This is a genomic window from Mesorhizobium sp. WSM4871, assembly GCF_055811295.1.
Genome location: NZ_JBVVPU010000001.1, coordinates 657,087 through 680,444, shown reverse-complemented (window position 1 = coordinate 680,444; position 23,358 = coordinate 657,087). Strand labels below are relative to the sequence as shown.

Genomic DNA, 23,358 nt, shown 5'->3' with positions numbered 1-23,358 from the left:
GCTCTCGCCCGCGCCTATGGCGGCCATGGCGAGACGGTCGACAAAACAGCCGATTTCGCGCCCGCCTTCGAGCGTGCGCGCGCCAGTGGCAAGCCGTCGATCGTCGAGATCAGGCTCGATCCCGAGGCCATCACACCGACCCGCACAATGACCCAGATTCGCGACAAAACCTGACAAACAGGACAATTGTCCTGTTTGTTGCTATTTTGCCTTCTCGATTTGCCCGCGGATCTCGCCGTCCTTGTTCGCGGCGGTGTGGACATTGACGTAGTAGTTGCCGGCCGCCAGGTCGGCGGTCTGCGCGTCCGTCAGTGTCTCCGAACCTTGTGCGGGCTCTTGAGCCTGCCCTTGAGGGGATGACGGGAGCGGCGTCCGCACCCATCGCCGCCGGGCCGTGAATGTGCGCAGCGATCGCCGGCCTGCTAAGGCCGGAATATTTGACGGTCCAGCTGAGCTTCTTCTTGGTTCTGTCGAAGGTGAAAGTAGCCGTGCCTTTGCCCTTGGTGGTGAGGGGTGGGTTGGGAATCGACTTCACCGCCTCGCAAGGCGCTGGACGCCTTGAATATACCCCGGGTCAGTGCTGTACGGACATCCGGGAGCAACGCTAGACCCCGCATCCACCTAAGCTTTTACTTGGAATGTCCGTCGCAATCCGCCAGATCTGGCGGATTGCGACCTCAGCCTTTCCACATGGCGGCGACCCTAGCGGCCATCATCATGATGACGACATTGGGGTTACCGCCAATCAGATGTGGCATGGCGGATCCGTCCACAACATAGAGTCTCTCCAGACCCTTCACACCAAGGTCGGCATTCAAGACCCCGCCTTCGTCACCTCCCATCCGGCATGTACTAGCGGGATGGTATTGCTGAAAGGAATTGCTGCGGATGAAGGCATCAATCTCGTCGTCGGTCTTCAGGGGCTTTGGCGGCAAGATCGCTTCGTCGCGGAAAGGCCCCATAGCCGCAGCCTCGCCGAGCGCGATTGTCTGATGATAGCCACGGCGCATGGTGGTCATATCTTCCGGTGCGCTCAGCGAATTGTACAAGATCCGAGGACGCTCGCGCGGGTTGGCCGAGCGCAGCAGGACCTCGCCACGGCTCTTCTGGTTCAGCAGGTTGACCTTGACGGCATATGTGCCGTTTCGAGGCCTGTTGACAAAGGGATACCAGAGATTTGCCTCAGGCGCGATCAAGGGGATAACAAGCTGGATGTCGGGCTGCGGCATCTCGGACTTGGTCTTCAGGAACCCCATGATCGCGCCGGGCAGGTTCGCTGCCGGTCCGGCCCCAAAGAACTGGGCTCGAAGCATGTTCACGGCAATTCGATCTATTCTCAGCGTTTGATGAAATGGATCGACCTGCTTGCGCCGCCATTGTAGCATGTAGGCTAGATGGTCCTCGAGCGATTGGCCGACTGGGAGATCCACGAGGGGCGTAATGCCCGTCGCCTTCAGGTGGTCCGCCGGCCCAACACCAGAGAGCAGGAGCAGGTGCGGTGTATTAATAGCGCCGAGACACAGTGCAGTTCGCTCAATAGCATGGACTATATTGCGTTGGCTGCCACTGACATATTCCACGCCGATGGCGCGCTTTCCTTCGAAAATCACTTTTGTCACAAAGGCGCCCGTTCGAACGGTTAGATTCTTGCGTCCTAGAACCGGGCGCAGGAAGGCACGCGCCGCCGACGTCCTACGGCCATTGCGAATAGTATACTGGATAACGCCGAAGCCCTCGCTTTGGGCCGCGTTGTAGTCCGGCGTTATCGCATGGCCAAGTTCCTTCGCCGCGTTGAACCACCCTTGAGCCAGGGCGTCCTTGTATTTCGGCGTGCAGGCGCCAAGCGGGCCGGAGCCGCCGCGCCAATGGTTTTCGCCCCCTTCCCAGGTTTCGCATTCCTTGAAGTAGGGCAGAACCTCATCGTAGCTCCACCCTTTTGCGCCCTGCTCGACCCAGCGAACATAGTCGTGCGGGTGACCTCGGACGTGCGCCATATAGTTCAGGGATGACGTCCCCCCGACGACCCTCCCATGCGGCACCTGCATACGCTGGTCGTTGGCACAAGGGTCCGGCTCGGAAACATCGCCCCACTGGTACATCCCGTATTCGAACATCTTGCGGGCGCCGTATGGGATGTGAATGAGCGGGTTCCAGTCCCAATTTCCGGCTTCAAGCAGCAGCACACGCTTGGTCGGATCCCTCGAAAGACGGTTGGCAAGGACACAGCCCGCCGATCCCGCACCGACGATCACGATGTCGAATGTCTCAGCCATGTATGAAGCCCTTGTCGCGGGAATATGATTGGCACTGGCGCCGCTTTGATCAAGCGCCGCGTAGGGCGCGGATGGCGGCGCGCTGTCCGCTGCGCACCCCGCTTTCCATATGAATGCTGTCGTAATCGGTTCCGGCGAACGATACGCCCCGAAACGCTTCCGACTGCTCCTTGAAATCGAGCACTTTGCGATACATTCCTGGTTCATACCGAGCCGCCGCCCGGTCGTGACGTACAACCTGGGCTTCCTCGATCCAAGGCGAAAAGCCTGGAAAGAACGCTTCTAGATCCTTTCTCGCCTGGTCGATGATCTCTGAATCAGGGCGTTTCATCAGGTCGACAGATTTCGGGAAGGCTGGCCAAGCAGAAATGATCGCCTTTCCAGAGGGGGCCAAGAAAGGCGTCTTCTTTGCATGGTTCAGCGCCATGTTGAAAGTTGCATCGCGAAACGGGTGGCCCATGAACGAATAAGCTTCTTTGTCGAGGGGTCTGTCGAGAAAGAAGAAGACCAGTGGAAGGGGCGTATGCGTATAGTTGGTCAGGAATTTTTTCGCCTCGGCAAAATCATCCGTAAGAATCCCGCCGGCGACGGCCGCCGTGCAGGACAGGATCACGTGTTTAGCCTGAAGAGTGCTGCCGTCCTCCAACTCGACGCCATCTACGACGCCCTTTGTGGTCAGCACGTTCTTGACCGGGGCACCGTACCGCACGGGGACGGTCCCCGCGACCTTGGCCAATAAAGACTCGTTGCCATGCAAGAGGCTCATGATCTTGGTCGTCATGCGGAGCCGCAGTCCATTGACGATGTAGTACATCCCGATCTTGTCCGGCGTGGAGTTGGCCATTGCCCAAGACATCGGCCTCAACACGAAATCAGTGAAATTGCGACCAGCCCAGCGGAGCTCGTCAGCCGCGCTGATGTTGTCGTATTGAGGAATGTCCCGCACTGCCTCGAACTGCGGAAATCGCTTGGCGAAGGTGAAATAGCGCGTCCAGAAATAGGCGAGGTCGAGCTTCCCTCGGGTTCCAACGATCTTTGCGAGATCGGAGTTACCGCCTGAAATGCGCGGCGTGCCCGAATGGTCGAGATATTGCACCTTGCCAAAAGACGGCCTCAAGTCGCCAGTCATGCCGAAACGAGCGATCATCCCAAGCATTTCGACGTAGTTGGAATGGATGCCCTGCGCACCGGCTTCAGCAGCATCCCCGTTTTTCCTGGTAATCTTCACCACCCGTCCGCCGGGGCGGTTTGTAGCTTCGAGCACAAGGACATTCTGACCTTTGCGCTGCAGCTCTTCCGCCGCCGTCAGCCCGCCAATTCCAGCTCCGACGATGATTGTATCGATCTTGGACACGACCCAGGCGCTTTCCTGCAAACACTCAAAAAAGAAACTTAATTCCGACATTCGCGCATTTTCGGCGCAGTTGCAACTTGTAAGGCTCGCGCTTTGCAAAGAAACGCAGCATACCCGCATCCGTCCGCTTCAGCTCAGGGCCGCGGTATCGGAGGAGTTCAAGGGAGGACTAGCATGCAGCGCGTGCTCACACGTTAAGGAGACACGGCGTTTTGCGTGACAACAAAATTGCGAAAGGTTACCATCGCTGGCCGATGCGAAGCCTCGACCTTCTGTTTCAAGCTCCGCGAGACGCTGCGATGGCCGGCGGTCTTTGGAGACCATCCGCGCAAGATCAGCACTCCACGACGTTGACGGCAAGACCGCCAAGACTGGTCTCCTTGTACTTCTCGTTCATGTCGAGGCCGGTCTGGCGCATGGTCTCGATTGCCGCGTCGAGCGGCACGAAATGAACGCCGTCGCCCTTGATGGCCAGTGAAGCGGCGGTCACCGCCTTGACGGCGCCCAGCGCATTGCGCTCGATGCACGGCACCTGCACCAGCCCGCCGACCGGATCGCAGGTCATGCCGAGATGATGTTCCAACGCGATCTCGGCCGCGTTCTCGACCTGCTCGGGCGTGCCGCCCATGACGGCGCACAGACCCGCCGCCGCCATTGCCGAGGCTGAACCGACCTCGCCCTGGCAGCCTACTTCAGCGCCCGAGATCGAGGCGTTGGTCTTGATGATGCCGCCGACCGCCGCAGCTGTCAGCAGGAAATCGCGGATGCTCGGCTGATCGGCCTCGGGGTGGAAATGCAGCCAGTAGCGCAGCACCGCGGGCAGCGTTCCGGCAGCGCCATTGGTCGGCGCGGTGACGACGCGCCCGCCGGCGGCGTTCTCCTCGTTGACTGCCATGGCGTAGATCGACAGCCAGTCATTGGCGAGCAAGGGATTGGGCCGGTTCTGCTGCCACTGCTCCTGCAGCTTGTCATGCAATTGCCGCGCTCGACGGCGCACCTTGAGCCCGCCCGGCATGATGCCGTCCTGCGACAGGCCACGATCGATACAACCCTTCATGGCGCTCCAGATGCCGTCGAGACCAGCGTCGAGCTCTTCGCGCGACATCTGCGTTTCCTCGTTGACGCGCTTCATGTCGGCGATGGAAAGGCCGTTTTTCGCCGCCATGGACAGCATCTCGACGGCGTTCTTGAATGGGTAGGGAACCTTCTTGCCTTCCGTCGTCACCGACCCCTTGGCCTTCATCCGCTGCAGCTCTTCCTCGGAAACCACGAAGCCACCGCCGATCGAATAGTAAATGCGCCTGAGCAGCAGCCGGCCGTCGGTGTCATAGGCCGAGAAGGCCATGCCGTTGGCGTGGCCGGTGAGCGGCGTCTTGCGGTCCAGCACCAGGTCCGTGGCCGGGTCAAAGCGATAGGATGGATGACCGGGCGGCGAAATCCGCTTCTCGGCGGCGATGCCAGCGACAATGCCGTCGGCCTGGTCGGGATCGACGGTCTGCGGTGTCTCACCGGCAAGGCCAAGCACCACCGCGCGGTCGGATCCATGGCCGATACCGGTGTAGGCGAGCGAGCCATGCAGGCTTGCGGCGATGCGATCGACCCTGGCGCCGGCCGGCCGCGGCCAGTCGTCTCCCGCGACTTCGTCGAGAAACCGCCGCGCCGCTGTCATCGGCCCCATCGTGTGCGAGCTTGATGGTCCGATGCCGATCTTGAACAGGTCGAAAACCGAAAGGAACAAAACGGAGGCTCCTTGTAGAATAAGTGGATCGCTCGGCTAAGAACGATGAGTATCGACCTTGCGGCCAGATAACGCTCTTCTTGACGTGTGATCGCAGCCGACAAAACTGGTGACAGCGAGGGACAGTTGCCGACATCGCTCTAAAGACTAAGTTTTGGTCGGAGCCTCTCCGGGCCCTCACCAACCTTTGCACTGTTGCTACAACTTCATCGCTATCGGGAGAGGCACACCTCACGCGCCAGAATGCGGGAGATGCCGTCACAGGTTAAAGCAGCGATGACGCATCCGTTGGACGGAAGTATACGCTGGCCGCATCTATATGGCTGTACCGGGTCCCGAACGGTCCAGACGCAGAATCTGACGAAATTGCTTTCGATCGCATCGCCCCGCTTGGCGGTTTGTACGTCGCTTCTGGCTCGCAGCCAGATCCTTTGCCGCTAGGCCCCACAGAATTCGCCCTCCCCATTCAAAGACAAGTCAAGACATTCGCTCATGATCGTTCTCCATTCGATAATTAGACCCGGCTTCCATTTTTGAGCCGCCATACGCCGTCTCTCGCGGAGAACAAGCCTCCCCCTTCAATATGTTACCGCTTCGTCCTTCAGGGCACCCGCTCCGCTATTTATCCCATATTCGAAACTGATACACCCCAACACTCCGTATAAATGGAATTTAGTTCCAATATTTTGTTGATGTCCAGACTTTTATGTGGCAGGGGTTACCATAGCTTGGCTTCTGGCCTCTGTGGCTAGGGTGCGGGGACGAGGGAAAGACGGTCGGATATCGCTACGGCGTGGAGTGTTAGCATGAATGGCGCGCAGAGCCTCGTCCATACGGCGGTCGGCTCCGGGATCGATACCTGCTTTGCAAACCCGGGCACCAGCGAAATGCATTTCGTTGCGGCTCTGGATCAAATTCCCGGGATTCGCTGCGTTCTGGGCCTGCAAGAAAATGTGGTGACCGGGATGGCCGACGGGTACTACCGTATGGCACAGCGCCCCGCCGCCAGCCTACTCCACTGCGGCCCTGGACTGGCAAACGGCTTCTCGAACGTCCACAATGCCCGGCGGGCCCGAAGCGGCATGGTGAACATTGTTGGCGATCAGGCGACCTGGCACCGCCCGTTCGACGCGCCGCTTACGAGCGACACCGAGTCGATTGCCCGCGCCTGCTCCGACTGGGTCATGACCTCCTCGGACTCAAGCGAAGTCGGACGCGATGCGGCCTTTGCGATACAGTTTGCACGCCGGTATGGAGGCGGCATCGCCACGCTTGTCTTGCCCTCGGACTCCTCCTGGAACGAAGGCGGTGTTGCAGCCGAGGCATTGCCCGTCGACGATCCGAGCGGGCCTGACGAACGTGCGATGGAAACCGCTGTCTCCATCTTGCGCGACCATGGAAAGGATACACTTATTCTGCTCGGGGCGCGTGCCACCTTGGCCGACGCGCAAGACGCCGCCTATCGGGTGGCACAAGCCACGGGTGCTTCGCTTCTGGCCGAATATGTCTGTGCCCGCATGTCCCGTGGCCGTGGGCGAATCCAGTTGGACCGCGTGGCGTATACGGGCAATGCAGCGGCCCGGCAGCTCTGGCGGTACAGCCACATTATTCTTGTGGGGGCCAGCCCGCCGGTCGGGTTCTTCGGTTATCCCGGCCAGCCGTCGATTCACCACAACCCCGAAACCGCCTTTCATGAGCTTTGCCGGCACGACCAGAACGCCGCGACCGCGCTGGCGAATCTCGCCGAAATGCTGAAGGCGCCGCAAGTGGCGCCCGCGGATCCCGGTCCCCGTCCGGACATTGTAACCGGCAGTCCGACGCCCGAGGGTTTCGCGCGAACCGTTGCCGCCGTGATGCCGGAGGGAGCCATCATTTCCGATGAAAGTATATCTTTCGGTCGGGGGTTCTACAGCGAGACGTTTGCTGCGCCCGAGCACGACTGGCTGCACCTGACAGGCGGTGCTATCGGCGATGGCATGCCTGTTGCGACGGGAGCATCCATCGCGGCAGGGCGCGGACGGCGTGTCATCAGCCTGCAGGCCGATGGATCGGCGATGTATTCGCTGCAGTCACTGTGGACACAGGCACGTGAACGTCTGCCGGTGACGACCGTCATCCTGTCCAATCGGAAGTACAAGATTCTGATCAACGAATACAAGGGCGTGGGCGCGACGCCTGGCCCCACGGCGATGAACATGCTCGATTTGTCCAATCCTGAAATCGACTGGGTGAATATCGCGGCTGGAATGGGTGTCGAGGCGGCGCGCGCCGATACGCTCGAGCACTGTGCCGATCTCATGAAGCAAAGCTTCACGGGCGATTCGCCCTTTCTTATTGAACTTGCTACCGACTGACGTTGGAGTCGGTCGCCGGAGCTGGAGAAAGCCGATGTCTGTTCGCGATGCCAAAGACCTGCGAAGCGCGCGCTGGTTCGTTCCCGACGACATGCGCACGCTCAGTCATCGCGCGCGCATGCGGCAGATGGGATATTCGCAGGAGGATTTCGACGGCAAGCCCGTCATTGCCATCCTGAACACGTGGAACGATCTCAACCCTTGCCACGCACTCTTCAAGACGCGGGTCGACGACGTGAAGCGGGGCATCACGCGCCCTTGTGGTACTCAAGGGAAGTCTTGCCCCAGACGGCGCCGTCATCAAGCGCAGCGCCGCCGAGGCGCGTCTTTTGAAACATCGCGCTCCGGCTGTCGTCTTCAAGGACTATAGCGACATGAAGAAGAGGATCGACCATCCAAATCTGGCCGTCGATGCGGATTCCGTAATCGTGCTGCAAAACAGTGGCCCGAACGGAGGCCCCGGCAAGCCCGAGTGGGACCAACTGCCGATTCCGAAAAAGCTTTTGGAAAAGGGCGTGCGCGACATGGTGCGGATTTCCGACGCCCGCATGAGCGGCACCTGCGTCCTGCACGTGGCTCCTGACTCCTTCACCGGCGGGCCGATCGGCATGTTGCGCGACGGCGATATGATCGAGCTCGATGTCGAAGCGCGACGCATCGACGTCATGATCTCGCCCGAGGAGATGGAAGAGCGCCGACGCGCTTGGCAGCCGCCGACCCGCCGGTATGAGCGCGGCTATGGCGTGATGTACAGCCGTCATGTCACCCAGGCGAATCTCGGTTGTGACTTCGATTTCATGACGGGCAACGTGCCGACAGCCGAACCCGAAATTCACTGAGCCAACCCGGCCTGGCCGTTTCAGCTTGATGAAGAGGAGCAAACAATTGTCGACGGCAATCAGCAGTGAAAGCGCGGCGAGGGTTGGGCCAGGAGCGCCGTTGCCCCCGATATCGCAGATCGCCTATGTGGTGGAGGATTTGCAGGAGGGCGTAAACTTTTGGGCCAAGCATATGGGTGTAGGGCCGTTTCTAGTTCTTCCCCATATTCAGTATACCGCGAGCGAATATCGTGGCAAATCCGAAGAATTCGACCTTAGCATCGCGCTCGCTTGGCGGGATGGGGTGCAGATCGAATTGATGCAATCGCACTCGAAGGCCCCCTCGATCATCGATCACGCGCCGGCTTTGGGCGGCCCTCACCACATTGGCATCCGCACGAAGAACCTTGCCGATGACGAACGCAAGCTGGTCGCGGCCGGCATGTCGCGGCTGCAGCGGAGCGTGTCCTCGACGGGTACGGAAACCATTTTCTTCGGTGGGCCGCTTGGAATCGTGGAACTGATTTGGGTTCCTTTCGTAAGCCAACTAGGGGAGAAGCTGAAGCAGGCAGCCCTTTCGTGGGACGGTGTCGATCCAATTCTACGGTAAGCGCCGTGGCGCTTTGTGACGCATGCTGCGTCAACTGCGCTCTTGCTTTGCGGCGATAAAAAATTATAATTGGAATTTAAATTCAATCTCACGCCTCTCATCGGCTGATTGTAAATGCCGGCTGCTTGGCGAAAGCATCACCTTTGCCCACTCACTAGCAAACAGCAGACAGGCTCCCGTGACCGTAACAATCGAGAAGCACTTTTTTGAGGGAAATGGACGCGTTCCCAATTCGCGCCTGCCGCTTCTAATCTATCGTAACGTGATCAGGTGGGACGTTCCCACGATGGAAGCGATCATGCGACAGAACAAATGGATCCCCGCTTGGCATGCGCATGACGGCATGTGGCCGCGACATCATTTCCACACCGAAGCGCATGAGTTCATCTGCGTGACGCGCGGCGTCCACATCGGCAAGTTTGGGGGGCATAAGGGCATCGTATCTCAGCTTAATGCCGGCGACGTAGTGGTGATCCCCGCTGGCGTGGGCCATTGTGGTCTGGAAATCAGCGAGGACCTGGATCTTACCGGCGGGTTCCATGAAGGTTTTGGCGTTGTCGACTTCCGCATGGGTTTCCCAGACGAGTACTATGAGTTGTGTCTGCGGGCGCGTGAGATACCTGTTATCGACTATGACCCATTCTTCGGCGTCGCTGGTCCCCTGGCGCAAGTATGGCGCGCGGCCGATAGGGGGATCCGCCAGCTTGAGCCCGAAATCCATCCCGCCGAAAAACTCTCGAAACTCATCTAGTATTCGACAACAATTGGACTTTCAAATGGCCATGAGAAAAGTAGATCCCGAAGAGCTCGACATCCTTGCGCACGCAGCTGAGTATGCCAAGGCAGGCGGCGCGGTGGAGAATCCCGACCACGTGAAAAATTTGCGGGATCTGCACGAAAAACTTCTTCAAAAGAGGCGCAATCTTGCACAGGACGTCGTGCAATATCCGATCGCCTATTTGGGTCGTAGCCTCGATATCGCCAAGATCCAGCCAGTCATCGAGGCGGTCGAGCGCGCCATTGCCGACGAGGAGCGTCGCGCCTCGAAATAGTCGTCCGATCAGCTCGCCTAAACTGTTGCTCATCGTTTCTCGCCGGCTTGTTGGCATTGCTACCCGGCGCAACAACAGCTTTTCCAACGGTCGATCCCCATAGTCGCGCTCGCGCGGTCAGCCGCACCGTCTAGTTTTAGGAATGGACCGATGGAACAATCTTTTACCGTCTCCGAGAAGCAGTTCAGCGTCTCCGAGAGAATGAGTGTCTTCGTCAAGGACTATCAGCCGCGCAAGCAGACGAGCACTATACCACTGGTATACCTCCCAGGGCTGATGCGGACGGCGCGCGATTTCGACCGCGTTGCTGTCCGCGTTGCCGCGGAACGCCGCGTCGTCACGGTCGATACGCGTGGACGGGGCAAGGGTGGCCGCTCGGCCAATCCGGCCGACTATCACTTCGACCTGCTCATCGACGATGTCTGGAAGCTTTGTGACTCTCTCGGCATAAAGCGGATGGTCCTTGCGGGACTTGCGATCGGCGTGTTCATGTCCTGGCGCATGGCCGCAAGCCGGCCCGATCGTATCGCGGGCGTCATCGCCAACGACACCGGCACCGAACTGTTCAATCCCCTTGGGAAGAAGATGGTGGCCCTTGCCGACCACGGCGAGTACAGCCTCGATGAAGCTGCTGACAAGTTGCGTGTCGCGAACGAAAAGAACTTTCCGGATTTCGGGACGGACGATTGGCTGGGCTATGCGCGGCAGGTCTACGGTGAAGTGTCTCCAGGGAAATGGGTGCGCGATTTCGATCCGAACATCCTCGAGGAGTGGGGCAGGACCAAGGTTGAGACGCCCAGTATGTTCGACGAGTTCGCAAAAATAGGTGACATACCGGTAGCGATCCTGCGCGGAGAGAACTCCGGCTTCCTCACATTGGAGCACGCGGAAAAGATGGCTGCAGCGCTGCCTTCTGCCTGGGTTGTCAGCGTCCAGGGCAGGGCCCATCCGCTTCTGCTTGATGAGCCGGCCTCGCTCAGCACCATCCGCAAGGTGTTGGCTGTGGCCGACGGCAAAACGGCGTAGCGGGATCACCTTGATGCGGATCCTTGTCACCGGCGCTGCCGGAACGATCGGCAGCAGATTGGTGAAGCGTCTGCTTGACCATGGAAGTCTGGCTGGAAAGCCTATCACGGCCCTGGATTTGTTCGACGCTTTTCTGCAACGCCCGCGGCCGAAGGCGTCGAAATACAGGGTTCGAAGGCGACATCGCCGACCCCGAAATGTCGAAGCGGCTTTCCGCTTCGAATCCGGATGTCGTTTTCCACCTTGCCAGCGTGGTCTCTGGCGAAGCGTGAACGAATTTCGACATCGGCTACCAGGTCAATTTGGATGGCGGGCGTGCTTTGCTTGATGCCGTGCGGATGCAGGGAAACAAGCCGCGTTTCGTGTTCGCATCGTCCGGAGCAGTCTTCGGCGGTCCCATGCCCGATCTGATCGACGATGACTCTGCGCCAACGCCGCTGACATCCTACGGCACTCAGAAAGTGATGATCGAGGCGCTGGTTCAGGATTATACGTCGGCGAGGATCAACGGTGGATGAGGCGGCGCTGGCGGATGCCTTGCGTCGGAGGGTTATCTTCGCTGCGGGCCTCGACGTGTTCGAGAACGAGCCGCACGTTCCAGCTGCATTGCTCGACCTCCCAAATGTTCGCCTGCTTCCGCGTATCGGATCGGCCACCGTATATATCCGCAATCTGATGGGCGAACTCGTGACGCGAAACCTGATCAACTGGTTCACTGAGCGCAAGGCGGTCACCCCCGTACCTGAGTGCGTTAGGTAGGCATCCTTTGGTTTGCGCGGGACGAGCGCCTTTACAGCCTCGACCTTTCCGGAGAAGCCGCAGGCATCGCGGCTGCAGGGCTTGACGCCTGCCTACCTGGCGCAAGTGAGGCTATGAAGTAACGACCGCCTTTAGAGTTCTTGACCCTTGTCAGCCATTATCCACTTTGTCGAACACTGCCTCGATCGCTGAAAGCGACTGCGGCTCATCCAGCAACAGAGGATGTCCGCGTCCGCTGACTGTCGTCAGGTGAGCGTTGGGATTGGCGCGAGCCATGCGCTCGGCGTGCTCCTGGGTGAGGTAGTCCGACATCTCGCCCCTCAAGATGGCAATTGGCACTGCCAGCCCGACAAACTCGTCCCAGAAAGAGGGTCTGTGATCACGGAAGCGTTTCGTCTCCTCGCTCGTCAACGCGTCGAGGTCACGGACGAACTGTCCGCTGGCGGTTTCGCTATGGGACAATTGTGCAAACCACTCCCAATCCTTGTCGATGAAATCGGGAAAATAGCGGCTGTTGATCGATTTCAGTTTCTCTACGAGTTCGCCGATCGGCCGCTCCTCGTGGTCGAGCGTGCCGCCCAGTCGTTCGGTCCCTGGGGGTGTCGTCTCGGTGCCGGCGTCGTTCAGGATGATGCCCGCGACGCGATCCGGACGATCATGCGCCATCTGAAGCGCCATAAAAGCGCCGAGGGCTGTGCCAACGAGAACCGGTCGGCCGATATCGAGATGGTCCATCAGTTTCCAGACATCTTCCATCAAGGTCTCGAACCTGTATTCGGCAGACAGGGTGGCGCGTGTCGATTTTCCGCGTCCCCTGAGGTCGGGCGTCAACAACCGGCGCTTGGGTGAAAGGTGCAGAGCGAGGCGCTCAAAATCCTTCGCATTGCGCCAGAAGCCGGGGAGGCAGACGACGGGCGTCGCAGCGTTGGAACCCTGGTACTCCCGATAGTAGAGCCGATGACCCTTCCCGACTTCGAAGAAGTCTTCACGGTATCCGACAACCGCTTCCGCACCTGTAGAGGCGGTCATGTTCTTTCCTCCTAGAGGGATTGCGTCCCACCTTGGGCAATCAACGGTGACCAGCCGAGAGTGCGGCCATTATGGAAGCGCAGGTTCCATTCTGTTGTAAATCGCCTTGATTCCGCCAAGCCTATGCTCCCCGCAAGGCCCTTTCAGCCGCGCGCTGACCGCTGCGGATCCCGCTTTCCATATGGATGCTGTCGTAGTCTGTGCCCGCGAAGGAGATCCCTCTCAGGCCTTCCGCATCACGCTTGAAGTCCAGGACCTTGCGATGCATGCCAGGCTCGTAGCGGGCAAGGCCCCAATTGTGACGGACCACATGCGCTTCTTCGATTGCATGGGGAAATTCCGGAAAGAAATCGCCCAGGTCCTTCTTCGCTTGCTCGATAAGCTCACTGTCGGGACGTGTGAAAAGGTCGACCGTCTTCGGAAACGCCGGCCAGGCGGAAATCAGGCCCTTGCCGCTTGGAACCAGATACGGCGTCTTGGCTGCGTGGTTCACCGCCATGTTGAAGGTCGCGTCACGGAATGCATGGCCCATATAGGCATAGGCAACGCTCTGGACGGGACGGTCCAGGAAGAAAAAGACCAGCGGCATCTGGGTATGGGTGAAATTGACCAGAAAGCGCTTTTGCGTGGGGAAGTCGTCCGTCAGAATTGACCCGGCCGCGCCGGCCGTACAGGCCAGGATCACGTGGTTTGCCTTGAGCGCGGTGCCGTCTTCCAGCATGACGCCTTCAACGGTCCCGGCCGTGGTCAAGACCGACACCACGCGATTGCCGTATCGCACAGGAACATCCTCGGCCATGCGTTCGAGAAGCGACGCGATGCCTCGCCGCAACCCAAGAATCTTGGTCGTCATCCTAAGCCGCAGCCCGTTAACGATATAGTACATGCTGATCTTGTCCGGCGTGGAATTCGCCATAGCCCAAGCCATCGGGCGCAGGACGAAATCGCGAAAATTGCTGCCCGCCCAGCTCAATTCATCCGCGGCGCTGACATTGTCGTACTCTGGGATGTCAGTATTTAATTCGAACTGCGGGAAGGGTTTGGCATAGGTAAAATAGCGCGTCCAGAAACGGGCGAGATCAAGGCTGCCGCGCACGCCGATGATTCGCGCCAGATCCATGTTCTTGCCCGATATCCGGGGACACCCCCTTCGATCCAGATATTGGAGCTTGGTACCTGTTGGCATGATTTCATCCGTCATACCGTAGTGGGCGATCATACCATGCATCTCGGTATAATTCGAGTGAAGGCCCTGCGCGCCGGCTTCGGCTCGGTCGCCATTGCTGCGGATGATGCGCGTCACACGTCCGCCAGGACGGTCGGAAGCTTCAAGCACGAGCACATTTTGCCCCGCCTGCTGCAATCGCACCGCCGCCGTCAGGCCGCCGATGCCGGCGCCCACTATGATAATATCAAAGGTCGACAAGGGCGACGTCCTGTATTTGTGGCTGAATGGAATTTCGTTTCAATAGTGGCCTGTCTCGGCGGTTGTTGCAACCGCAAAGTCGTCGCCGATTCGATAGGGATCAAATTCCATCCAGAATGTATGGCAGCGAAATGAGGACTCCCTCCGCGGCTGCCTTGCTCAGGCACTCCCGGCGTTCAAGCTCCGCGGGCAGGAACCGCGCCATAAAGGCAATTACCGCGCCTAACGTTTCGCGGAAGTAGTATTCGGTGATCTCGCCGTGAGCCCGGAATGATATGGCCCAGAACGCATTAATGATGGCCAGGCGCATCTCGAATATCTCCGCTGCCGTCTCCAGGACGGGCATATGGAAAATGCTGTCGAGACGGGCATACTGAGCCTCTGCAAGCTTGCGCGTGAACAACATGTCGATTTCCCGCGCTTCCACGCCGCCGTAGCCGCCATAGGTCATCTTCATCATCGGCAGATTGGCGTTGTGAAAGGTCATCGAGCGGCGCATATCGATTTCGAAGAGCGCGCGCCAATCCGATATCCGCGCCGCTTCCATCGGCTCGGAAAGGTGCTTCGACAGGCGGTCGATGTAGACCCGCGTCAGCGCCGTGAACACGGCCTCTTTCGTCGGGAAGAAGTGATAGACCGAGGCGGGCGGTACGCCTGCGCGAAACGCGATCTGATAGAGCCCGATGTCGTTGGGATTGTGCTGGTGAAGCAGTTCCTCGGTGGCGCTCAACAATAGATCGAAGCGACGAATCCCTTGGCTTCTCTGGGGCTTGCGCGGGGTGTGCGCTTCCCGGGCTTTTTCGGGGTCCCGCAAAGCAGTCGGTGACTGCACGTTTTGCCGGCTCACATGTCTTCCCATCAAAAATGCCTGAAAGGCTCAGTGCTGACGACGGACTGTTGAAGGTCTGCGTAGAATTCCAAAGGTCCGAGATCGACCGCTATGCGGACGGAGCGGGATCCATTTAAATCAGAATAATATTCCATTTTCATCCAATGCACTTGACGCATAGAGGATGCGAGCATAGTCGATATATAACGACTATCTCAAAAATTGCATCCAACAATTGGGGACGGCGGTGACTGAATTTCCATACAAGGTAAGCTTTTGGGCGCCGTCCGGCGTGACGCCGAGCAATCCGCTTGGCCCCAAGGACATCAGCGTTGACATTCTGGTGATCGGCGCCGGTTTTGCCGGAATTTCATCGGCCTACTACCTCAAGAAGACGCAGCCCGAACTCAACCTCACGGTCGTCGAGGCCGAGTATATCGGTTTCGGGCCGAGCGGGCGCAATTTTGGCGGCGTCACCACAGGCATGCGTGAACTGCGGACGTCCTTTATTACCGGCTTCGATCTCGAGGAAGAGCGTTTTGCGGCCCGCTACTTCCTGTCGTGTCGCGAGGAATTCGAACAGCGCATCGCCGAAGGCGGAATCGACTGCGAATACCGCAACGAACCGATCCTCATGCATGCTCTCGATGCCGACGCGTGGGAAACGCTGCAGCACGAATCGGAAGTTCTCCACCAGCGTGGCACACCCAACAAGCTTCTGAGCGGCGAGGAAGTGCGGCGGGCGCTTCCCGTCCCCTACAACATCCAGGGTGGAATGGTTCTGACGGCGTGGCGCTCGGCGCATCCTTTCAAGCTGGTCCGAGGTTTCGGCGAGCAGCTTCGGGGACTGGGCGTGACGATCCACGAGGCCACGAAAGTCTCGGATATCCAGGACGATGGTTCGAAGGTGACAGTCACTACAACCGATGGAGCCACCATCAAGGCCAGCAAGGTCGTGCTCGCCACGAATGCCTATACCTACCTCATGAAGCCGTTCTCGGACCTCCTTTTCCCCCGGCAATCCTATGTAGTCGCGACAGTTCGGCTGGAGGATGACCTCTTCAACAGCCTCGGTCTGAAGGATTACACCTATATCGAGGACGTCGGCATGACGTTCTACTATGCCCGCGCCTACCAGAATAAGATACTTTTTGGCGGCGGCATGCCGACCAAGGGGCTGTTTTCGCCGTCGACCGTCGACCAGGCGGCGGATACCGACCCTGTCGAGTTCCAGCGCGTCTACGACGAATTGCAGCGACGTTTCCCGCAGCTCGACGGCGTTGCCCTGGAAGCCGCCTGGTCCGGTCCGATCGACATCACGGAAAACTTCTCACCAATCATCAAGCCGGCCGCTGGAATGCCGAATGTCGTCACCAATATTGGCTTCAACGGCGAAGGGATGTTCAGTGGAAGTCTCTCCGGCAAGATGGTCGTCGGCCAAGTGCTGGGAAATGCCTCGATCTACCCCGACGCCGAACGAATCCGCCGTTATCTGAACCGGGATTGATCTCATTTCCATCGTGCCTAAGGGGCATGCGGTTTAAGGTTAGCCCAATGGCCCTTCTGGCCATCCTCGTCGCGAGATTGCCATGCGGATCAATGCGCCTTCAATGAAGCTGGACATGGTCCTTACCGATGTCGAAGTCCGGGACGGGCGACCGGTCATCATCTGCCAAATCGGCGCCTACAAGGCGACAACGGATCTGTCGCGGGACGACATCCGCAGCCTTCTCCGCTGTCTTGTGCGTCCGAGCATCGCCTTGGCCTTTGCGCGGGTCTTGTTTTCCAAGGCTCAGAAGACGGGCTCCAAGGCGGGCATCTGAAGAACTGATGCAGCGAGGAGCTTGTGGTTCTCCTACATGGATTGCTTCCGCGCCCACAAATCTGCGGCGCGCGCCGCCATCATCATGATGACGACATTGGGATTGCCCGATATCAGGTGGGGCATCGCCGAGGCATCGACCACGAAAAGATTTGCGCTCCCGCGCACCTTCAAATGGTCGGTCAGGACCGTCTGATCACCGTCTCCCATCGGGCATGTGCTTGACGGATGATACTGCTGGATTGCTGTGGCCTTGATGAAGTCGTCGATGTCGCGGTCGAGGTCGAGCACTCGGCCGGGGTCTTTGGGACGCCGTCTGAACGGAGCCAGCGCGGCTGAATTGCCAAGGTTTTGCGCAATCCTGAAACCGCTGCGCAGAACAGCCATGTCATCATCGTTCGAAAGGGAGTTGTAAACGATCCTTGGGCGCGTCCGGAAATCGTTCGACACGAGGGTAACTTCGCCCCTGCTTTTTTGCGACGACAGCTGGACTTTGATTGCGAAAACGCCTCGCCCATCGATGTTCTGGCCGGGCAGCCAAACATTCGCGCTTGGGCTGATAAAGGGAATGAGGAATTGAAGGTCGGGCGCCGACACATCAGGGCGCGAGCGTATGAAACCGCCGATCGAGCCAGGCAGATGTGCGGCCGGTCCCGCCCGCAACAGATAGGCCCGGATCATGTTGAGCGCGATCCGGTCGAGCCTGAGAGATCGGTGGAAGGGGTCGACGTCGATACGTTCCCATTCGACGAAATAGCCCAGATGATCCTCGAGATTCTTGCCGACCGGCAGATCAAGAACAGGTTGGATGCCGTGTTTTTTCAAATGGTCGGCCGGTCCCACGCCAGACAGCATGAGGACGTGCGGCGTGTTGATCGAGCCCATGGAAAGGACAACGCGTTGCGAACACAAAGCGCGTTCCGTTTTTCCCTTGCAGACATATTCGACGCCGATGGCGCGCAGGCCGTCGAACAAAACGCGGCTGACCGTTGCTCTCGTCAACAGGTGCAGGTTCGGGCGAGACAAAGTAGGCCTCAGGAAGCTCGATGCGGCCGAACTTCTTCGGCCGTCGTCGACCGAGTACTGCATCGGCCCGAAGCCCTCGGGATGTTCGCCATTATAGTCCGTCGTCCTCGCGTAGCCTTGGGAATCGATGGCGCCGAACCATGCTTCCGCAATCGGATCGCGAAGGGCGGACGGCTCCGCGCCTAGGGGTCCTTCGCCGCCCCGCCATGCATCGGCGCCGAGCTTCCAGCGCTCACAGGCGCGGAAGAAGGGCAGGACTGCTTCGTAGCTCCAGCTTTTTGCACCCCGCTCGACCCAATTTGCGTAGTCCTGGGGGTGGCCGCGGACATGCGCCATGAAATTGATGGAGGAGGTTCCGCCCAAGACCTTGCCATGCGGCACAGCTTGTCGGCGGTTGTTCAAGAGCGGATCCGGCTCCGACAGATCTTTCCATTGGTAGCAGCCCCAGTCGAGCAGTTTGCGGGCGCCAAGGGGTATCGACACCAGCGGGTTCCAGTCGCGACCGCCTGCTTCGACAAGCAAGACGCGGGCCCGGCCATCGCTGGTCAGCCGATTGGCCAACACGCAGCCGGCGGAGCCTGCGCCGACGATGATCACGTCATAGAGGTGACTTGCTTCTCTGCTCACGGTGGCTCGCTTGCTTCTATCGGATTCAAATCTTGGGTTCGGCGATTAAATCGACATGGTTCGCAACGGCCCCGCGAAGAAATACTGGAAAACACGATTCCCGCAGGCCTGCCATTTGCGTCCAATGATTGCCTCTTCGCATGTCGTAATGTCGACTGTGGTGTTTGACCACGTTCTCACCCGCGAGTTACAGAATTTAATTCCGAAAACGATTGCCACGATGACGCTCTTATGGCAAGCGTAGGGTGCGCAGCCAAATTTAAAGCAAAACAAAGTGGGGATGCGCGCAAATGGGAATAGGAGTTTTTGAGCTTTTTCGTTGCCTCGCTTGTCATGGGCGGAAGCCGGCTATGCCCACAGTCGAGCATGTCTTCGGCGCTGCGGGCTTGTCCACGTCGGGGACGAAAACATTCGGAAGAAGAGCTGGGGCCAGGTTGAACAGACTCGACACATGATCAAATAGGCGAGTCCTATTATGGAAATGCCTAGGTTGAAATTACACAATAAAGGAGATGCTATGATGATCCTCAATATGAATCGGCGTACCTTACTTAAAAGTGCAGTGACAACCGGCGCGTTTCTTGCCGCTCCGGCTATCATTTCGTCCAAGGCGTTGGCATCGTCTGGCGAACTCAATCTCCTGACTTATGCCGGCTTCCCGCTGCATAAGGACGTGTTTGACGCGTTCAAGGCCGAAACCGGCATCACGGTGAACGCGATCGGCCAACCCGACGCCGACAGCATCCTTTCGCAGGCGAAGCTCGCCAATCCTGGCGAGCTCGATCTCATCGAGGCGACGATCACCACGCTGCCGGTCTATCCCGATAGCGGACTCGTCCAGGCGCTCGACCCGTCGAAGCTTGAACTCGGCAACATCTCAAAGGGCATGCCCGGAACAACGGAAGGCGACAGCGCCCATGTCGATGGCAAGCTGTATTATATGACGGCTCTCTGGGGCGGCGAAGGCATGGCTTATGCCAGCGACGTCGAGGGCCACGAATTTGGTGCTGCCAGCCTCAAGGACCTGTTCGATCCGCAGTTCGAGGGCCAGGTGACCGTTCGCCCATACTCGGCCCTTGCGGCGCTTGGCCGGCTGATGGATGCCGACGGCAAGTTGCCCATGCCGTATCTGGATGCGTACAAGGACGAGAAGTCCATGCGCGCCGTTTACGACGTGATCACCGCCGAAGCGGTGAAGTACAAGAAGAACGTCGCTCAGTTCTGGACCAACGACAACGAAGGCATCGGTGCGTTCACGACCAACGGCTGCCGCGTTGGTCTGGTTTGGGAATCGATCGGCCGGTCGCTCGAAGACCAGGGAACCAAGGTCCGCTGGGTCGCCCCGAAAGAGGGTGCGTTCGGCTGGAACCAGGGCTATGTGCTTTCGAAGTCGTCGAAGAACGTCGACCAGGCCTACGAGTACATGCGCTGGATATCGCGACCGCAGAACGGCGTGCGCTGGGGCGTCGCGAACCAGGGTCTCTCCAGTTCGGCGGGCTCGATCGATCTGCTTACCGGACCGTTCAAGGACTTCAGCGTCAAAGCATATCCGCCTGAAGCGATCGCCAAAATGTGGTGGTGGCCGGCGCAGTCCCCGTGGTTCATCAAGCTGCGCGGCGAATACGCGGACCGCTTCCGTTCCGCTTAAGCACGAGCTGATTTCTGCGGGGCGCCAACTGGTTGCCCCGCAGATTCCATTGAATTTTCAACTTTACAATCTCGGACCGGGCATGAGCGAAGGCGTCGAAGTAGCCAATGTGAGCATCAATTTTGGCGCCTTCCGGGCGGTGGACAATGTGTCCGTCGACGTTAGGCCGGGAGAGTTTTTCTCGTTTCTGGGGCCATCTGGTTGCGGCAAGACAACGATCCTGCGGGCTATCTCAGGTTTTCTTGATCCAACTCAGGGCAGCATCAGCATTGGCGGCCGACCCATGAAAGGCATGGGTCCCAACAAGAGGCCAACGGCCCTGATCTTTCAGAACCTGGCGCTTTTCCCCTTGATGAGTGTCTGGGAAAACATCTCTTTCGGCCTCAAGGTGAGAGGCGTCGACAAAGCCGCGCGCCGGCGCCGCGCGGAGGAATTGCTGCGGATCGTCGATCTGCCCGATTCGGCGGACAAGATGATCGCGGAATTGTCGGGCGGACAAAAGCAGCGCATCGCCATTGCACGCGCCCTTGCGGTAGAGCCTAAGGTGATGCTGCTGGACGAACCCCTATCTGCGCTGGATTTAAAGCTTCGCCAGCACATGCGCGCCGAATTGCGGGCTATCCAGGAACGCACCGGAGTGACGTTCGTCTACATAACGCACGATCAGAATGAAGCCTTGGCGATGTCCGACCGCATCGGAGTGATGTCCAAGGGAAGGCTCCAGCAGGTGGATACGCCCGATCGCATCTACAACAATCCCGTCAATGGCTTCGTGGCGTCCTTCGTGGGGGAGAATTCCATCCTCGCTGGGAGCGTCGACTCGCTCAATGACGGCCGTGCGACGTTCGCAACGGCCGATGGTCCTGTTGACGCGACCGCGGGTCCCGACGTGACCGGCGTCACGCGAACGAAGCTTTATATTCGCCCCGAGATGATAAAGATCGGCGACGATCTGGCCAATACGTTGCCCGTGACGGTCGGGAGCGTTATCTTCGAAGGCAATGTCGTCAGCGTGATTGGGACGACGCAAAGCGGCGCGCATCTGACGTGCCAATTTACCAACCGTCCGGGAATGCAGCTCCCCAAGGTCGGCGAAGCGATCAAGCTCACCTTCGCTGCCGAAGCGGCGAAAATTCTCAACGTCGATTAAGCGTCGATCAAGAGGGAGCAACATGACCGGATTTGTTCGTCGCTATGGGTGGGGGCTGACCTGTCTGCTGTTCGGTCTGACAGCGTTCTGGATGCTTGCGCTCGTTTGGGTGCCGTATTCGGTGATGATCGAACAATCCTTCCGGCTCTCCCTTCCGGCAGTCCAAGTCGGCGGCCCGTCCGATACATACACGCTGGCGAATTATCTTTCGCTGTTCGACCCAAAGACAAGCGGCCCTTTCATGGGGATGATGGTCCCTATCGGTTTGCAGGTCTTCTTCATCACCGTGGCCTACAGCTGTGGCGTTACCCTGCTTTGCTTTGCTCTGGCCTATCCGGCGGCCTATTATCTCGCCAAGAAAGCGCCGCTCCGGGTCGTGCCAACGCTGTTCCTGCTTTTGGCGATCCCCTTGTTTGTGAGCGAGATGCTGAGAACCTTCGCCTGGTTCATCATCCTCTCCTATCAGGGCCCGCTCAATGCGATGCTCGATGGGGTGGGTCTATCCAAGGTGCGCTGGCTAAGCGGCTACAACGGCATCGTCATAGGAATGGTCTATACGTACATCATGTTCATGTTCTTCCCGATCTACAACAGCCTGACGGCATTAGATAACAATCAGATCGAAGCGGCGAAGGATCTTGGTGCCCGCAGCTGGCAGGTACATCGCAACGTCATCATTCCTCATGCAAAGGCGGGTATCAGCTCAGGCGCGACAATGGTTTTCATGTTCGCCGTCGGCTCCGTCTTGGTTCCCACCCTTCTGGGCTCGCCCAATTCGCGCTGGTTTACAGAAATTATCTTGCGTTCGATGTTCGAAGGCCAGGACTGGAACTCGGCGGCGGCGTACGCCTTCCTGCTCCTCCTGGTCTGTCTCCTGTTCGTTTCCCTGGTCATGAAACTGTTCCGTGTCAACCTCTCAGACATCACCAGATAGAGGCTCTGTGATATGAAAAGAGCTTACGGGAACGTCACGTCAGCGGGTTATGTCGCGCTTTTTCTCGGCTTTTTGCTGATACCCCTGCTTGTGGTGGCCGGCGCGGCCTTCAACGACACGCGATTTCCTTCGATTTGGCCATGGAAGGCCTGGACGCTCCACTGGTTTTACGACATCGCGAACAACCCCATCCTGCTGGTTGCAGTGACGAATACATTACTGCTCGCCATCGGCGTGACCGTTCTTTCGGTACCGATCGGAACGGCCGCCGCCATTGTCTTGAACAGCATGAAGGGCCGGTCGCGGGCGGTGATGTATGCGTTGATGACGGCGCCTATATTAACACCGGCCGCAGTGGTGGGCATTTCGACCCTGATCTTCTGGCGCAGCGTAAATGTCCCGGCGGGCATCTTCATGACGACGCTCGGCGTGACCTCGATCATATCGTCCTTCGTTATGCTGCTGGTGCTCGCCCGCTTGCAGAGTTTCGATCGCGCGCTTGAAGACGCCGCCTTGGACCTTGGCGCCAGTAACTGGGATGTCCTGAGGCTCATTGTCGTTCCGCATCTGCGTCCCGCGCTCATCGTCGGTGCCATGATAGCCTTTCTGCAGGCCCTCGAAGCCTACAATGTGCCGTTGTTTGCTCGCGGCAATGCGGAGACCCTGACCATTTACATTGCGTCGCAGGTGCGCGTAGGCGTGACGCCCCAGATCAATGCGGTGGCTGTCGCCATGATCCTGATTACGGTCGGCGGTGGTATCGCGTACGAGATCATCCGCCGCCGGGATCATCGCCGGAAATTGAAGTCGGAGAGGCTGGCGCACGAAGCACAGCAGGCGGAAGAGCAAGTGGGGCTTGTGCATTAGCTTGCCGGCGTCGGTG

General features: G+C 58.9%; 23 protein-coding genes and 2 pseudogenes. 17 read left to right on the top strand and 8 right to left on the bottom strand.

Going from position 1 to position 23,358, the window contains the following annotated elements; genetic code table 11:
- The coding region (locus AC0L2H_RS03430) for a thiamine pyrophosphate-dependent enzyme (protein ID WP_473588888.1) at positions 1-174 on the top strand (174 nt) is incomplete at its 5' end.
- A 27-nt stretch (positions 175-201) separates the two neighbouring features.
- Here the strand turns inward: AC0L2H_RS03430 and AC0L2H_RS03425 are convergent.
- The 4 genes and pseudogenes from AC0L2H_RS03425 to AC0L2H_RS03410 all read right to left on the bottom strand — a co-directional run bounded on the left by AC0L2H_RS03425 (position 202) and on the right by AC0L2H_RS03410 (position 5,365).
- Positions 202-535: pseudogene (locus AC0L2H_RS03425) on the bottom strand (CHRD domain-containing protein).
- Positions 536-677: 142 nt separating this feature from the next.
- Positions 678-2,273 (bottom strand): GMC family oxidoreductase, encoded by a 1,596-nt coding sequence (locus AC0L2H_RS03420; protein WP_473588856.1) that lies wholly within the window; start codon positions 2,271-2,273, stop codon positions 678-680.
- 49 nt (positions 2,274-2,322) lie between these two features.
- Positions 2,323-3,627: a protoporphyrinogen/coproporphyrinogen oxidase gene (locus AC0L2H_RS03415; RefSeq protein ID WP_473588855.1), complete on the bottom strand. Its 1,305-nt coding sequence runs from the start codon at positions 3,625-3,627 to the stop codon at positions 2,323-2,325.
- A 334-nt stretch (positions 3,628-3,961) separates the two neighbouring features.
- Positions 3,962-5,365 (bottom strand): L-serine ammonia-lyase, encoded by a 1,404-nt coding sequence (locus AC0L2H_RS03410; RefSeq protein WP_473588854.1) that lies wholly within the window; start codon positions 5,363-5,365, stop codon positions 3,962-3,964.
- A gap of 806 nt (positions 5,366-6,171) precedes the next feature.
- Here AC0L2H_RS03410 and AC0L2H_RS03405 point away from each other — a divergent pair.
- The 10 genes and pseudogenes from AC0L2H_RS03405 to AC0L2H_RS03360 all read left to right on the top strand — a co-directional run.
- The gene (locus AC0L2H_RS03405; RefSeq protein ID WP_473588853.1) at positions 6,172-7,719 is read left to right on the top strand and encodes an acetolactate synthase large subunit; all 1,548 of its coding nucleotides are present in this window, start codon (positions 6,172-6,174) and stop codon (positions 7,717-7,719) included.
- A 34-nt stretch (positions 7,720-7,753) separates the two neighbouring features.
- On the top strand, positions 7,754-8,089 hold the full coding sequence (locus AC0L2H_RS03400) for a hypothetical protein (RefSeq protein ID WP_473588889.1): 336 nt from the start codon (positions 7,754-7,756) through the stop codon (positions 8,087-8,089).
- Entirely contained in the window at positions 7,980-8,558 is a 579-nt protein-coding gene (locus AC0L2H_RS03395; RefSeq protein WP_473588852.1) for a hypothetical protein, read from the top strand. Before AC0L2H_RS03400 ends, AC0L2H_RS03395 begins: the two co-directional genes overlap by 110 nt.
- 46 nt (positions 8,559-8,604) lie before the next feature.
- Positions 8,605-9,147, top strand: coding sequence for a VOC family protein (locus AC0L2H_RS03390; RefSeq protein ID WP_473588851.1), 543 nt, complete (start codon positions 8,605-8,607; stop codon positions 9,145-9,147).
- A gap of 22 nt (positions 9,148-9,169) precedes the next feature.
- Entirely contained in the window at positions 9,170-9,898 is a 729-nt protein-coding gene (locus AC0L2H_RS03385) for a cupin domain-containing protein (protein ID WP_473588850.1), read from the top strand.
- A gap of 25 nt (positions 9,899-9,923) precedes the next feature.
- The gene (locus AC0L2H_RS03380) at positions 9,924-10,199 is read left to right on the top strand and encodes a hypothetical protein (protein ID WP_473588849.1); all 276 of its coding nucleotides are present in this window, start codon (positions 9,924-9,926) and stop codon (positions 10,197-10,199) included.
- A 150-nt stretch (positions 10,200-10,349) separates the two neighbouring features.
- Positions 10,350-11,225, top strand: a complete 876-nt coding sequence (locus AC0L2H_RS03375; RefSeq protein WP_473588848.1) for an alpha/beta fold hydrolase — start codon at positions 10,350-10,352, stop codon at positions 11,223-11,225.
- A gap of 74 nt (positions 11,226-11,299) precedes the next feature.
- A complete protein-coding gene (locus tag AC0L2H_RS03370; protein WP_473588847.1) occupies positions 11,300-11,497 on the top strand; it encodes a hypothetical protein in 198 nt (65 codons plus the stop codon).
- A 66-nt stretch (positions 11,498-11,563) separates the two neighbouring features.
- Complete coding sequence (locus AC0L2H_RS03365) at positions 11,564-11,743, top strand: NAD-dependent epimerase/dehydratase family protein (RefSeq protein WP_473588887.1); 180 nt, start codon at positions 11,564-11,566, stop codon at positions 11,741-11,743.
- Positions 11,724-11,984: pseudogene (locus tag AC0L2H_RS03360) on the top strand (NAD(P)-dependent oxidoreductase); the annotation flags it as partial. The gene AC0L2H_RS03365 and the pseudogene AC0L2H_RS03360, both read left to right, overlap by 20 nt.
- Positions 11,985-12,134: 150 nt before the next feature.
- On the opposite strand, the gene AC0L2H_RS03355 reads toward AC0L2H_RS03360, so the two are convergent.
- The 3 genes from AC0L2H_RS03355 to AC0L2H_RS03345 form a co-directional block, all read right to left on the bottom strand.
- On the bottom strand, positions 12,135-13,013 hold the full coding sequence (locus AC0L2H_RS03355; protein WP_473588846.1) for an alpha/beta fold hydrolase: 879 nt from the start codon (positions 13,011-13,013) through the stop codon (positions 12,135-12,137).
- Between the two features lie 121 nt (positions 13,014-13,134).
- Positions 13,135-14,439 carry a protoporphyrinogen/coproporphyrinogen oxidase gene (locus AC0L2H_RS03350; protein WP_473588845.1) on the bottom strand — a complete coding sequence of 435 codons (1,305 nt, stop codon included), beginning with the start codon at positions 14,437-14,439 and terminating at the stop codon, positions 13,135-13,137.
- Positions 14,440-14,539: 100 nt separating this feature from the next.
- Positions 14,540-15,286 (bottom strand): TetR/AcrR family transcriptional regulator, encoded by a 747-nt coding sequence (locus tag AC0L2H_RS03345; protein ID WP_473588844.1) that lies wholly within the window; start codon positions 15,284-15,286, stop codon positions 14,540-14,542.
- A gap of 229 nt (positions 15,287-15,515) precedes the next feature.
- Between AC0L2H_RS03345 and AC0L2H_RS03340 the strand changes: the two genes are divergently transcribed.
- Both AC0L2H_RS03340 and AC0L2H_RS03335 read left to right on the top strand, forming a co-directional pair.
- Positions 15,516-16,775, top strand: coding sequence for an NAD(P)/FAD-dependent oxidoreductase (locus AC0L2H_RS03340; RefSeq protein ID WP_473588843.1), 1,260 nt, complete (start codon positions 15,516-15,518; stop codon positions 16,773-16,775).
- 82 nt (positions 16,776-16,857) lie between these two features.
- Entirely contained in the window at positions 16,858-17,091 is a 234-nt protein-coding gene (locus AC0L2H_RS03335) for a hypothetical protein (RefSeq protein WP_473588842.1), read from the top strand.
- A 32-nt stretch (positions 17,092-17,123) separates the two neighbouring features.
- On the opposite strand, the gene AC0L2H_RS03330 is transcribed toward AC0L2H_RS03335, so the two are convergent.
- Complete coding sequence (locus AC0L2H_RS03330) at positions 17,124-18,713, bottom strand: GMC family oxidoreductase (protein WP_473588886.1); 1,590 nt, start codon at positions 18,711-18,713, stop codon at positions 17,124-17,126.
- 550 nt (positions 18,714-19,263) lie between these two features.
- Between AC0L2H_RS03330 and AC0L2H_RS03325 the strand changes: the two genes are divergently transcribed.
- From AC0L2H_RS03325 to AC0L2H_RS03310, 4 genes are all read left to right on the top strand, one after another.
- Positions 19,264-20,391 carry an extracellular solute-binding protein gene (locus AC0L2H_RS03325; protein ID WP_473588841.1) on the top strand — a complete coding sequence of 376 codons (1,128 nt, stop codon included), beginning with the start codon at positions 19,264-19,266 and terminating at the stop codon, positions 20,389-20,391.
- Between the two features lie 82 nt (positions 20,392-20,473).
- Entirely contained in the window at positions 20,474-21,541 is a 1,068-nt protein-coding gene (locus AC0L2H_RS03320; RefSeq protein ID WP_473588840.1) for an ABC transporter ATP-binding protein, read from the top strand.
- A 22-nt stretch (positions 21,542-21,563) separates the two neighbouring features.
- Positions 21,564-22,475, top strand: coding sequence for an ABC transporter permease (locus AC0L2H_RS03315; protein ID WP_473588839.1), 912 nt, complete (start codon positions 21,564-21,566; stop codon positions 22,473-22,475).
- A 12-nt stretch (positions 22,476-22,487) separates the two neighbouring features.
- Positions 22,488-23,342, top strand: a complete 855-nt coding sequence (locus tag AC0L2H_RS03310) for an ABC transporter permease (protein WP_473588838.1) — start codon at positions 22,488-22,490, stop codon at positions 23,340-23,342.
- Positions 23,343-23,358 lie beyond the last annotated feature (16 nt).

Coding starts and splice junctions, on each gene's coding strand:
- AC0L2H_RS03420 (WP_473588856.1), bottom strand. CDS start 2,273: ATGGCTGAGACATTCGACATCGTGATCGTCGGTGCGGGATCGGCGGGC.
- AC0L2H_RS03405 (WP_473588853.1), top strand. CDS start 6,172: ATGAATGGCGCGCAGAGCCTCGTCCATACGGCGGTCGGCTCCGGGATC.
- AC0L2H_RS03400 (WP_473588889.1), top strand. CDS start 7,754: ATGTCTGTTCGCGATGCCAAAGACCTGCGAAGCGCGCGCTGGTTCGTT.
- AC0L2H_RS03385 (WP_473588850.1), top strand. CDS start 9,170: ATGCTGCGTCAACTGCGCTCTTGCTTTGCGGCGATAAAAAATTATAAT.
- AC0L2H_RS03380 (WP_473588849.1), top strand. CDS start 9,924: ATGGCCATGAGAAAAGTAGATCCCGAAGAGCTCGACATCCTTGCGCAC.
- AC0L2H_RS03375 (WP_473588848.1), top strand. CDS start 10,350: ATGGAACAATCTTTTACCGTCTCCGAGAAGCAGTTCAGCGTCTCCGAG.
- AC0L2H_RS03365 (WP_473588887.1), top strand. CDS start 11,564: ATGCAGGGAAACAAGCCGCGTTTCGTGTTCGCATCGTCCGGAGCAGTC.
- AC0L2H_RS03355 (WP_473588846.1), bottom strand. CDS start 13,013: ATGACCGCCTCTACAGGTGCGGAAGCGGTTGTCGGATACCGTGAAGAC.
- AC0L2H_RS03335 (WP_473588842.1), top strand. CDS start 16,858: ATGCGGATCAATGCGCCTTCAATGAAGCTGGACATGGTCCTTACCGAT.
- AC0L2H_RS03325 (WP_473588841.1), top strand. CDS start 19,264: ATGATCCTCAATATGAATCGGCGTACCTTACTTAAAAGTGCAGTGACA.
- AC0L2H_RS03320 (WP_473588840.1), top strand. CDS start 20,474: ATGAGCGAAGGCGTCGAAGTAGCCAATGTGAGCATCAATTTTGGCGCC.
- AC0L2H_RS03315 (WP_473588839.1), top strand. CDS start 21,564: ATGACCGGATTTGTTCGTCGCTATGGGTGGGGGCTGACCTGTCTGCTG.
- AC0L2H_RS03310 (WP_473588838.1), top strand. CDS start 22,488: ATGAAAAGAGCTTACGGGAACGTCACGTCAGCGGGTTATGTCGCGCTT.